Below are 12,016 nucleotides of genomic sequence, written 5' to 3'. Positions count from 1 at the left end.
ATTTATCGCGCTTCTTGTGGATTTTCGTTCCTGAAAAAACGCGCGATAAATCGCGCCGCTACGGGATAGCAGATCGGTATCATGTGATAAAACATAGAGTTGCGATATGAAAGAAGGGTGGCGCGGAATAACAGGCGGTGCGTTGGCACCGCCTGCCAGAGATTACTCTTTGTCGACCTGAGTAGCGCTGACGGAAGAGAGGTAATTCAGCAGCGCGATATCGTTATCCACGCCCAGCTTCATCATTGCCGATTTTTTCTGGCTACTGATGGTTTTGATACTGCGGTTCAGCTTCTTGGCGATTTCGGTGACCAGGAAACCTTCGGCGAACAGACGCAGCACTTCACTCTCTTTCGGTGACAGGCGTTTGTCGCCATAACCACCCGCACTGATTTTCTCCAGCAGCTTGGCCACGCTTTCCGGCGTGTATTTTTTGCCTTTCTGCAATGCTGCCAGCGCTTTTGGCAGGTCAGTCGGTGCACCCTGTTTCAGCACGATCCCTTCAATATCCAGATCCAGTACGGCACTCAGGATCGCCGGGTTATTGTTCATGGTCAGAACGATAATCGAGAGGTCCGGATAATGACGTTTGATGTATTTGATCAGGGTGATACCGTCACCATACTTCTCGCCTGGCATGGAGAGGTCAGTAATCAGGACATTGGCATCGAGTTTGGACAGGCTATTAATCAGTGCTGTTGAGTCTTCGAACTCACCTACAACGTTGACCCATTCAATCTGTTCCAGAGACTTACGGATACCAAACAGAACAATTGGATGGTCATCGGCAATAATTACATTCAGGTTATTCATCTTATGGGTTACCTTGCTGCAGCAGTTGATTGACATAAGCGTCAATTTCACTGGTGGTATTTTTAATGGTTGAATCGTCACATACTTTAATGTGCTGTTCTAACTCTTCACAAAGCTGTTTACCTGGCACCAGATTTAGCATGGCAAACACGCCTTTCAGGCGATGCGCTGTCTGAGCAAGCGAGGGGTAATCCTTCTCCGCTGCTTCAGTATACAGTCTCTTGACATCAGGCGGAACTGTCTCGGTAAACAGCTGAAAATAGCCTCCGCTTAGTAGCGGTGTGGCAGCCTCATCTTCGTTAGTCTCCTCCATTAAATCATGGGCCAGTTGCTTCTCGATCAATGCCAGCAACGCATCGAGTAATGCATTACTGAGATTAAAGTTAACGCGGAATTGTTGATCGTTCAGCGCGTGGTGACCCATCTCATCACCCGCCAGTAACAACGCCCAGCCGTTGAGGCGTGAAGGGTCGTCAGTTACCAGCACATCATGTTCCTGCCCTGACAAACGTTCGTCAGAAGTCAGGCACTTCGCCCCCCAGTTCTCCAGGTGGCGACAAACAATTTTATGCACATCTTCCATGGCGATATCGACCAGCACATTGACGCCTTCCAGCAGCTTCTCTTCCTGCTCGGTCTGCTGTTCCAGCGCCAGCGGTAACTGGATATTGTAGCGGGTGCCGATATCCGGTTTTGCCACAATTTCCAGAGAACCCCCCATCTGTTTACACAGCTGTTTGCACAGGAAAAAGGCCATGCCGGATGCCTGACCAAAACGATCCTGCGTGGTGTCGCCAAGGAACGGGAAATCGACGTTGGCCAGCTCGTCAACCGTCAGACCGGAACCGGTATCGACCAGCTGCAACAGAATGCGGTCTGGTTTGCTTTCACTGGCTTTAATGTCGAGGGAAATCTTGCCCCACAGCGTGGTGGTCAGCGAGTAATGCATCAGGGTAGTCAGCACTTTGCGCAGCGCACGGCGATCGCCAAAACGCATCTCATCGTTGGCGAGATGATTATTCACCACCAGTGCCAGACCTTTGCGGCGCAGCAGCGGCAGGCTTTCCAGCGCAATTTCATCCAGCAACTCCTGCAGGTTGAAACGGCTGGCATCTGGCGACCAGTCATGGGCTTCCAGACGGTTGAGCAGCACGATGTCATCCACCAGACGCGCCAGCCCCTGGCTTTCGTCGAGCAGATCGAGCACGCTTTCATCGCTATCGCGTTGGCTGAGCTGGACCAGCTGCGCCACCATACTTTCCAGAGGGCGGTGCAGGGCGTGGCCGAGGTTATGCATCAGCTGTTGACGCATTTGGTGATTACGATCCAGTACCTGCTGGGCTTTTTGCAGCTTTTTGTTGACCAGCAACTCACGATCCTGATCGCGCATCATAAACAGCTGCGTATGCGGTGATAGCACGCTACGCGCGTGGCGGATCTCATACACTTCGTTATTGATGGTGGCCTGCAATACGCCCTGATGTTGATCGGACATATTGATGATTTTTTGCAGATTCAGATGCGGCAGCAAATGTTCAGCGATCTTGTTGCTCAGCAAAGTACGGTTGGTGGCGAAATCGTACACCAGCAGGCCGACCGGCAAACTGGCGACAATCTCTTCATTCAGCATGCGCAGGGAATCCAGCTCCGCGCTTTGGTTCTCGTTAGGACGAAGCGACTGTTGACGCAGCAGGGTGATACCGGCTATCGACAGCAGGAACAGCAGCAGATTGACCAGTAACGGCCACAGCAGATTATGCAGGCTATCAATAATCAGGCTGGTGATGGGCACACGGTAGACCAGCTGCAACGAGGTGCTTGGCAGCGATGCCGCAATCTCCAGATTCGGGTTAACCAGTGAAACATGAGTGGTTTCGCTGGTTTCATCATCGCTGTTGCTGCTGCTGGACTGCGTAGTGTCCTGACGTAGCAGGAAATTCTCCAGCGGCATGCTGCGCGGAATCAGATCGTTGACCGGTAAATCAAAAGCCACCACCGTGGCCAAATGGCCCGGCTGATTAAAGGTGGTGCGCAGGGTGAAGTAATGATCATTCTGCCAGGCAAAGTGGCGCAGCGGTGAAAAGCTCTCGCGTTCATCCAGCGCATTAGCCTGCTGCAACATCTCGGCACGGCGGCTGTCCACCAGCGAAGTGATCGCGCTTTCTTTATAGCGTGTCGCCATATCTTTCAGCGGCAGGGTAGAGATCATAATCAGGCTGTTATCCTGACCATTGAGGAAATACATCGACCAGGTGGGATTTTCCGCCCCCCACAGGGTATCGAGGTAGTTGGACATGCGCATGGTCATATCCAGCGTGCTGCTGTCGTGGGAACCAAAAATCAGCGCTTCGGTTTTGCGACGGGTTTTTTCCAGGTAATACACATCCGGACGCAGACGGGTTTCCTGCAGGCTGCTGTTCGGTGCGGAACCGGCAGCGCTGGTCGCAAGGTTTTCATAGATCTGCCAGGTGGCGAAGCGGTAGGCATCAATGCGCTTCTGCATGGCGCGCGCCAGATCGGTCATCGCGTAGCGCTTATCGGTGATCCAGGCATTAACGCTGTTGTGCACCATCGCGCCCAGCGCGAGGAACAGCACCAGGTTGAACACCACAAAAAAGCGGGTCACATTGCCGGATGTCAGAGGAAATTTGTAAGGCAACATAGCGTCTCAGGCACCTGAAATTATCGCGCAACCAGTCGGGCACTGGCAGCTACAGCCAGCAGCAGCAGGGCGATAAGCAGAAATGCGCCGCTCAGGCTGATCCACTGGGATATTAATCCGATCAAAGCCGGACCTGAAAGGATACCTGCATAGCCTAAGGTTGTCATGGCGGAAATCGCCAGATTTGACGGCATATCGTGTTGATTCCCGGCAGCATTGAACAACATCGGCACCGTATTGGCCAGACCGAACCCCACCAGCAGAAAAGCCAGCAACGCGAGGCCGGGCCAGGGGATCATCACCGCCAGCGTCATACCCGCTGCCGCTGCCAGAGCGCCGCCCAGCATCACCGGATAACGCCCGCAGCGCTGGATGATTTTATCCCCGGTAAAACGTCCGAGGGTCATAGCAACTGAAAACACCGCATAGCCCAGTCCGGCCCAGGTGGCTGGCATCTCCGGGCTTTGTAACAGCAGCAGGGCACCCCAGTCGAGCACCGCGCCTTCGGCGAGAAACAGGATAAAGCACAGCAGGCCGAGAAAGGCCACCCAGCCGCGTGGAATCACTAACCATGGCTGGTCGGGCTGATGTAAGCGGGTGGTCATCATCCCCGGCTGGCTGCGTAACAGCAGTAACACCATGACCACCATCACCACGCCCACTGCGGCGAGCGGCGATAATCCGGCGCTCATTAGCAGGCTGACTGTCGCGGCACCGATAATCCCGCCCAGACTAAAGAAAGCATGAAAACCGGACATCATCGGACGACGCGCCGCCTTTTCTACTTCTACTGCCTGGTAGTTCATTGCAACATCAAGCGTGCCAAGTCCGGCACCAAACAGCATCAACGCCAGTGCCATCACTCCGGTCTGGCTGGCTGTTGCCAGCAGTGGCAGCATCAGCAGCACCAATGCAGTGGAGCAGAGCATGACACGTCGGCAACCATGGCGTGCCACCAGTTTTCCGGTAATCGGCATCGCGGCCAGCGAACCAATGCCAAGGCACAGCGAGCAATGCGCCGAGCATGCTGCCGGTTAAGTGCAGACGATCGCGGGCAAACGGCACCAGAGGAGCCCAGGCGGACATGCCGAGACCATTGATTAAAAACACGGTACGTGTTGACCAGTGCAGAAGGCGAGCGTCTCGCGGATGTTGTGCGGCGTCCAGTGCTGTCATGAAGTTATTATCTTTCTCGTCAAAAGGGCGATTTTAGCATCAACCCGCTGCAACGGCAGGTTAAGGGTTCGTCCCATGCCATGAATTAACCGGAAAAAGGGCATTTTACCGACTTTTCAGCCACTGCAATTTTTTTCCAGAACTTTCCTGGCACCGGGACTGTGCAGGTGCGTAACTTAACTCAAATCATGATGAGTTGATTCAATAGGTTAGCTGAAAAATACCTTTCCGGCTGCGGATTAATTTGTGATATTGATCACGAGATAAATAGAAAAATTCAGCTTATCCGGAAGATTAATTGAGCGATTTATCAGGAAAGAAATAGCCAATAAGGTTATCTCGCCGCCGTATCGATTTGCAAAGTCGCTATTTCGCTCCGGTTGAACAAGTGATGTTTAAATTGAACTGGTCACAATGACGCAATGAAGGTTGAGCTTAACCTGCTGAATAAAGTCAAAGAAGCGATGTAGTCGGGGTAATATTACGGTCCGCAAATAATTACGATGATCTTTGTTGCAGCGGGAAATTAACATGGTTAATTCCTGACTTGATATTGAACAAAATGTGCGGAAATAAACAAATAATGTGATTGATAGATTGTCTTAATTAAGGCTGGTCAAGTAAGTTTACGGAAGATGACAAAAGGGCGGTAAACTGCGGGCAAAAAAATGCCGGACAAACATGTCCGGCGGGAATTTAGGGTAAACATCTCATTCGGGGTGAATGAAGGTAATAATGAAATAAATGATGATAGCGGGAGTAATTGTATTCTCTGATGGCTGAAAAGTTTTATCATTCAGTGCTGAAAGGGGTTTTAATGTAACTTGCTGATATTAAATGACTAAAAATCGGTTTATCAATATGTGCTATATTTTTTACCGATGCGTGCTGCTTATTAGTTCCCCAAAATTTACATTTTGAAATATTTATTTAATACAATGAAACACTTTCGGAAATTTAGTATCATTTTCGTGATAGATTATTGCCCTCTATAAAATAACAATGGCTTGCCGGCTGAATTTTTAATCGTTCAGTTAGCGGTGGCATAAATAAAGGCACATTACAGAGGGTAATAAAATGAAACTTCGTGTTCTCTCCCTGATGATTCCTGCGCTTCTTGTTGCAGGCGCTGCAAACGCAGCGGAAATTTACAATAAAGATGGCAACAAATTAGATCTGTACGGCAAAGTCGACGGTCTGCACTATTTTTCTGACAACTCTGGCAGTGACGGTGATCAGTCTTACCTGCGTTTTGGTTTCAAAGGTGAGACTCAGGTAACTGACCAACTTTCCGGTTACGGCCAGTGGGAATATCAGGCAGCTCTGAATACCACCGAGAACCAGGGTACAGCTAACAGCTTCACGCGTGTGGGCTTTGCGGGTCTGAAATTCGGTGATGCCGGTTCTTTCGACTATGGTCGTAACTACGGCGTGCTGTATGACATCGGTTCATGGACCGACGTACTGCCTGAGTTCGGTGGCGATACCTACGGCGCTGACCAGTTCATGTTCCAGCGTAGCAATGGTCTGGCGACTTACCGCAACACCAACTTCTTTGGTCTGGTGGATGGCTGGAACTTTGCCGTGCAGTATCAAGGCAAAAATGACAACCCGACTGAGTCCTCATCTGGCCGTGATGTGCTGGGCGAGAATGGTGATGGCTTTGGTCTGAGCACCACCTATGACCTGGGTTCTGGTTTTGGTATCGGTGCGGCGATGATGTCGTCTGACCGTACCAACTCGCAGAACGGTGGCTACAACGGTATCCTGGGTCGCGGTAACAAAGCCGAGGCTTATACCGGTGGTCTGAAATATGATGCCAACAACATCTACCTGGCCGCGATGTATACCCGTTCTATCAACGCAACACGCTTCGGTGCCAGCGATAGCTCCGCGTTTGGTTATGCAGATAGCGCGGATAACTGGGAAATGGTTGCACAGTACCAGTTCGACTTCGGTCTGCGTCCGTCTCTGGCCTTCGTCTCTTCACGCGGTGATGTTCAGAACTACGGCACTCAAAACCTGAAAAAATACATCGACGTAGGCGCGACCTACTACTTCAACAAAAACATGTCCACCTATGTTGATTACCAGATCAACCTGCTGGACGACAACAACTTCACCCAGGCCGCCGGTATCAACACCGACGACGTGGTGGCGCTGGGTCTGGTTTACCAGTTCTAAGAAGTTTGACGGGGCGTGGCTTTCCGGTCACGCTCCGGTTTTTAACAACGTAGTCAGCGCATCCCGTAACACAGCGATAATCTGCTCTGCCTTTTCTCCCAGTTGAACCTGCACAATCGCCCCCTCCACCAGCAAGACAATCTGCCCAACCGTTCTCTGTTGAGCTGCCGTGAGTTGCTGCGCAATCACCGCCGCCATCTCTCTTTTATGCTCCAGAATCAGCGCGCTGGCTTCAGGCAGAGTGTCTGCCAATTCCGCCGCACTGTTAATAAAGGCGCAACCGCGAAAATCCGTTTCGTTAAACCAGCTTTGCAATGCAGCGGGCAAGGCATCCACCAGCGCAGGTTGCTGCGCCAGTGCTGTGCGAAATGCTGTCATCCAGCGTTGATGGCGCTGTTGCAGAAACGCCACAATCAGGGCGTTCTTGGCGGGGAAGTGTCGATAAAAGGTCACTTTGGTAACGCCCGCTTCGGCAATGACTTTATCAATGCCGGTGGCGCGAATGCCCTGCTGATAAAACAGGCGCTGGGCGGTATCGAGAATGCGGTCGCGTGCAGCGGCCTGGGGATCGAAAGTCAGAGGAGCGAGCATAGCATCACCGTAAAAAGGGGGTAGACAGAATTGTCTACATACGGCAGGATGAATCAAGTAGACAGACCTGTCTACATAAAAAGGAGACCATGATGCTGATTCCCCCGTTTGATGAACACAGCGCCACGCAGAAAGTACGCATGGCGGAAGATGCCTGGAATAGCCGCGATGCGCACCGGGTGGCACAGGTTTACAGTGAAGATACGCGCTGGCGAAATCGCAGTGAGTTTGTCAACGGACGGGCAGACGTCGAGGCGTTTCTGCAACGCAAGTGGAGTAAAGAGCTGGATTATCGACTAATTAAGGAGTTATGGGCGTGGCATAACGACAGGCTGGCGGTGCGCTTTGCTTATGAATGGCATGATGACAGCGGTAACTGGTTTCGCAGCTACGGTAATGAGAACTGGCACTTCGGGGCAGACGGTTTGATGGTAACGCGCTACGCCTGTATCAACGACCTTGCAATCACCGAGGCACAGCGTTTATTCCATTGGCCGCTGGGAACACGCCCGGATGATCATCCGGGCCTGAGTGAACTGGGGCTATAAACGCAGTATTACTGCGCAGCACGCCACTTCTTCGCTTTTGGCGCTTGCTGTTGTTGTGCTGGAGGGTGGCTACCTTCCAGCGCTACACCTGCGAGGGTAAAAGCTGAGAAGCTCAGCCACTGCTGCCATTTGCCATGTTGTGTTTTTGACTTTTCCATTCTGCTGCCTCCGCGAAATTCAACTCAGCTTCAACATTGCAGAATTCATGCCATAACACCGCTCTCAGCGCCACGCGGATCGAGCTGACTTTGCTACACTGCGCCAGCGCTGAAGCGGTGCAACGCGGGTTGTTCTGGTGCAGAAATTTAACGCCCGCGCAGATGACGCATATTACGCTGACGATAATGCCGCCAGCATTGCAGGCTGCTGTAGAAAAACAGGCCAGTGGCCACCACAAGAATTGTATAAATCATCTGACGCTCCCGTATGCGCGGTTGTGCAGGAACGGGTTATCCTGTGCCAGCCTTCAGTCAACTTCAAGCAGCTTTAGCCTGATTTACAAGCGAGTTATGCTTTGTAACAGGCTTACTTAAAGCGTTACAGATGAGGATTAAATGCGTTTTCAGAATATTCTGCTGACTGGCCTGGTAGTGGTCGGGTTGAGTGGTTGTGATCAAACTGCCAGCCGGCAAAGCCTGGTGCTGGAAGGTAAAACCATGGGAACGGTATGGCGGGTTAGCCTGGCGGGGGTCGATGCGCAGCGTAAAGTGGCGCTACAGCAGGCGATCCAGCAGCAACTGGATCGTGATGATGGTGAACTCTCCACCTGGAAGCCGGATTCGGTGCTGTCACGCTTTAATCAATATCAGGGCACCACACCGCAGCCGGTCAGTGCCGATATGGCGGATATCGTTACCGAAGCACTGCGCATCGGCGCAAAAACCGGGGGCGCGATGGACATTACCGTCGGGCCGCTGGTCAATCTGTGGGGTTTTGGCCCGACCAAACCACCTGCGCATACGCCAACTGACGCTGAAATTGCGGCAGCAAAAGCGCTGACCGGTTTACAGCATCTGCGGGTGATCCAGGCGGTTGACGGCCAGTGGCTGCAAAAAGATCTGCCGGGATTGTATGTGGATCTCTCCACCATGGGCGAAGGCTATGCAACCGACCATCTGGCACGACTGATGGAGCAGCAGGGCATCACCGATTATCTGGTGTCGGTGGGCGGAGCGGTATTGAGTCGCGGCCTGAATGCCCAGAACCAACCGTGGCGGGTGGCGATCCAGAAACCTACCGACCGGGAAAATGCGGTGGAAGCGCGGGTGGATTTACAGGGCCACGGCATCAGTACATCCGGCAGCTATCGCAACTATTATGAACTGGATGGCAAACGCATTTCGCACGTTATCGATCCGGCCACCGGGCGGCCAATCCAGCATAAACTGGTGTCGGCAACGGTGATCGCCACCACCGCGCTGGAAGCGGATGGCTGGGATACCGGGCTGATGGTGCTCGGCACCGAGCGCGCGAAAGCGCTGGCGCTGAAGGAGCATCTGGCGGTGTATCTGATAACCAAACAGGGCGACGGCTTCAGTCACTGGATGTCGCCGCAGTTTAAACCCTTCCTGATTTCGCAGGATGATAACTGATTACGGAGGCGCAGATGCTGGATCTGTTTAGTGAGGAAGCGCCGTGGCAGGAACCGCTGGCTGAAGGAGCGGTGATCCTGCGGCGTCGCGCCCGCGAGCAGGCGGATGCCTTGCTGGCGGAAATTCATACCATCGCCGCCCTTAACCCGTTTGCCCATCGCATTACGCCGGGTGGGCACCGTATGTCGGTCGCCATGACCAACTGCGGCAATTTGGGCTGGTCAAGCGATGCGCGCGGCTACCAGTACACTGAGCAGGATAACCTCAGCGGACATACATGGCCGCCGATGCCGACCTTGTTCCGCGAGCTGGCGCAACAGACGGCGCTGGAAGCCGGGTTCAGCGGTTTTAACCCGGATGCCTGTCTGATCAACCGTTATGAGCCGGGTGCCAAACTGACGCTGCATCAGGATAAAGATGAGAAGGATCTGCGCCAGCCGATTGTTTCGGTGTCGCTCGGGCTGCCCGCCGTGTTTCAGTTTGGGGGGTTCGAACGCGGCGATGCCACACAACGTGTGTTACTGGAACACGGCGACATTGTGGTATGGGGCGGGCCTTCGCGTCTGCGCTATCACGGCATTCTGCCGCTCAAACCGGGCGTGCATCCGCAGGCTGGCGCCTTTCGCTACAACCTCACTTTCCGCCGCGCCCATTAAGGGCGCGTTGGATGAGAATTATTCTTGCTATCATCTGACGCACCATTAAACTGCAGGCTGCAAAAGTTTACTGCTGGAACCGTTTAATGGCTCTGCTTCAGGTTGTCTATCGCCAGTACCGCTGGCCTTTTATTGGCGTCATCCTTCTTACTTTACTTAGCGCCGCGCTCGGCATTGGCATGATTGCCTGGATTAATAACGAGCTGATCACGGCGGTGAATACCTCGGTTGCCGTTTTACCGGCGTTCCTGCTGCAGCTGTTTCTGCTGATGGCGGTGACGCTCGGCTCACAGCTGTCGCTGACGCTGCTGGGTCATCACTTCGTCTGGCGTCTGCGTGGCGAATTTATCAAACGTATTCTGGATACCCGCGTAGAGCGTATTGAGCAGATCGGCAACGCGCAACTGCTGGCCGGGCTGACCAGTGACGTGCGTGCCATTACCATTGCTTTTGTCCGTCTGCCGGAGTTGATCCAGGGCATCATCATTACCCTCGGTTCCGCGCTGTATATGGCGTGGTTATCACCGAAAATGCTGGCGGTGACCTCGTTGTGGCTGGTGGTGACGCTGGTGGGGGGCTGGTTACTGGTGTCGCGTGTTTATCAACATATGGCGAAGCTGCGCGAGGTGGAAGATGACCTCTATCGTGACTATCAAACCATCATTGAAGGGCGTAAAGAGCTACAGCTGAACCGCGATCGTGCGCAGCAGATTTACGACAGCGTTTACCAGGAAAACGCCAGAAGCTATCGTCACCATATCGTGCGTGCCGATACCTTCCATCTCAGCGCGGTGAACTGGTCAAACATTATGATGCTCGGGGCGATTGGCATCGTGTTCTGGATGGCCAACGGTCTTGGCTGGGCCAATACCGCCGTCGCGGCAACCTACTCGCTGACGCTGCTGTTTCTGCGCACGCCGTTACTGGCGGCGGTGGGCGCTTTACCTACGCTGCTCAGTGCCCAGGTGGCGTTTCGTAAGCTCAACACGTTTGACCTCGCACCTTATGAGGCGGAGTTCAAAGCCTTGCCTACTGCCAGTGAGTGGGAATCCCTCGAATTACGTGATGTCTGCTTCCATTATGGCGAACATGGCTTCGAAGTGGGGCCGATCAACCTAACGCTGCGTCGGGGCGAGCTGGTGTTCCTGATCGGTGGGAACGGCAGCGGCAAATCGACGCTGGCGATGCTACTGACCGGCCTGTATCAGCCGCAATCCGGTAGCTTGTTGCTGAATGGCAAAGCGGTTGACTGGCACAATCTGGACGCTTATCGCCAGCATTTCTCTGCGGTGTTCACCGATGTGCATCTGTTTGATCGTCTTATCGGCCAGGCTGGTCAACCCGCCAATCCGGCGCTGGTACAGCTTTGGCTGGAGCGTCTGAAGATGCAGGATAAACTGAAGCTGACGGGCAACAGGGTACTCAATCTGCAACTGTCGAAAGGGCAAAGTAAGCGCCTGGCGCTGCTGCTGGCAGCCGCAGAGGAGCGCGACATCCTGCTGCTTGACGAATGGGCCGCCGATCAGGACCCGCATTTCCGCCGTATTTTCTATCGCGAACTGCTGCCCTGGTTACAGGAATCCGGCAAAACGGTGTTTGCTATCAGCCACGACGATCACTATTTCATTCACGCCGATCGCCTGCTGGAAATGCGTGACGGTAAGCTGAGTGAATTGACCGGTAGCGAACGTGAAATGGCGACGCTGGATGCGGTAAAACGCACCGATACCGGCCACTAACGGCTGATGTTGTTCCGTAGCGGCGCGATTTATCGCGCGTTTTTTCCGCCACCGC

At 53.4% G+C, this 12,016-nt stretch carries 9 protein-coding genes and 1 pseudogene; 5 read left to right on the top strand and 5 right to left on the bottom strand.

Annotated elements, in window-relative coordinates; genetic code table 11:
• Positions 1-162: 162 nt before the first annotated feature.
• The 3 genes and pseudogenes from rcsB to HA50_RS13360 all read right to left on the bottom strand — a co-directional run bounded on the left by rcsB (position 163) and on the right by HA50_RS13360 (position 4,651).
• A complete protein-coding gene (gene rcsB / locus HA50_RS13370) occupies positions 163-813 on the bottom strand; it encodes a response regulator transcription factor RcsB (RefSeq protein WP_013509853.1) in 651 nt (216 codons plus the stop codon).
• Position 814: 1 nt separating this feature from the next.
• The gene (rcsD, locus tag HA50_RS13365) at positions 815-3,472 is read right to left on the bottom strand and encodes a phosphotransferase RcsD (RefSeq protein ID WP_084878527.1); all 2,658 of its coding nucleotides are present in this window, start codon (positions 3,470-3,472) and stop codon (positions 815-817) included.
• A gap of 23 nt (positions 3,473-3,495) precedes the next feature.
• Positions 3,496-4,651, bottom strand: a pseudogene (locus HA50_RS13360) (MFS transporter).
• Positions 4,652-5,728: 1,077 nt separating this feature from the next.
• Between HA50_RS13360 and ompC the strand changes: the two are divergent.
• Positions 5,729-6,835: a porin OmpC gene (ompC, locus tag HA50_RS13355; protein ID WP_084876094.1), complete on the top strand. Its 1,107-nt coding sequence runs from the start codon at positions 5,729-5,731 to the stop codon at positions 6,833-6,835.
• Between the two features lie 27 nt (positions 6,836-6,862).
• On the opposite strand, the gene HA50_RS13350 is transcribed toward ompC, so the two are convergent.
• Positions 6,863-7,426 (bottom strand): TetR/AcrR family transcriptional regulator, encoded by a 564-nt coding sequence (locus tag HA50_RS13350; RefSeq protein ID WP_084876093.1) that lies wholly within the window; start codon positions 7,424-7,426, stop codon positions 6,863-6,865.
• A gap of 92 nt (positions 7,427-7,518) precedes the next feature.
• On the opposite strand from HA50_RS13350, the gene HA50_RS13345 reads away from it, so the two are divergent.
• Positions 7,519-7,974, top strand: coding sequence for a nuclear transport factor 2 family protein (locus HA50_RS13345; RefSeq protein WP_084876092.1), 456 nt, complete (start codon positions 7,519-7,521; stop codon positions 7,972-7,974).
• An 8-nt stretch (positions 7,975-7,982) separates the two neighbouring features.
• Here the strand turns inward: HA50_RS13345 and HA50_RS31545 are convergent, their stop codons facing one another.
• Entirely contained in the window at positions 7,983-8,132 is a 150-nt protein-coding gene (locus HA50_RS31545) for a hypothetical protein (protein WP_167379249.1), read from the bottom strand.
• Positions 8,133-8,528: 396 nt separating this feature from the next.
• On the opposite strand from HA50_RS31545, the gene apbE reads away from it, so the two are divergent.
• The 3 genes from apbE to HA50_RS13330 all read left to right on the top strand — a co-directional run bounded on the left by apbE (position 8,529) and on the right by HA50_RS13330 (position 11,961).
• Entirely contained in the window at positions 8,529-9,566 is a 1,038-nt protein-coding gene (gene apbE / locus HA50_RS13340) for an FAD:protein FMN transferase ApbE (protein WP_084876091.1), read from the top strand.
• A 14-nt stretch (positions 9,567-9,580) separates the two neighbouring features.
• Complete coding sequence (gene alkB / locus HA50_RS13335) at positions 9,581-10,222, top strand: DNA oxidative demethylase AlkB (RefSeq protein ID WP_084876090.1); 642 nt, start codon at positions 9,581-9,583, stop codon at positions 10,220-10,222.
• Positions 10,223-10,308: 86 nt separating this feature from the next.
• On the top strand, positions 10,309-11,961 hold the full coding sequence (locus tag HA50_RS13330; RefSeq protein WP_084876089.1) for a multidrug ABC transporter permease/ATP-binding protein: 1,653 nt from the start codon (positions 10,309-10,311) through the stop codon (positions 11,959-11,961).
• Positions 11,962-12,016: the final 55 nt, after the last annotated feature.

The organism is Pantoea cypripedii (assembly GCF_002095535.1).
Classification (GTDB): Bacteria; Pseudomonadota; Gammaproteobacteria; order Enterobacterales; family Enterobacteriaceae; genus Pantoea; species Pantoea cypripedii.
The sequence above is the reverse complement of the archived record's forward strand: the minus strand, read 5'-3'. Positions and strand labels throughout refer to the sequence as shown.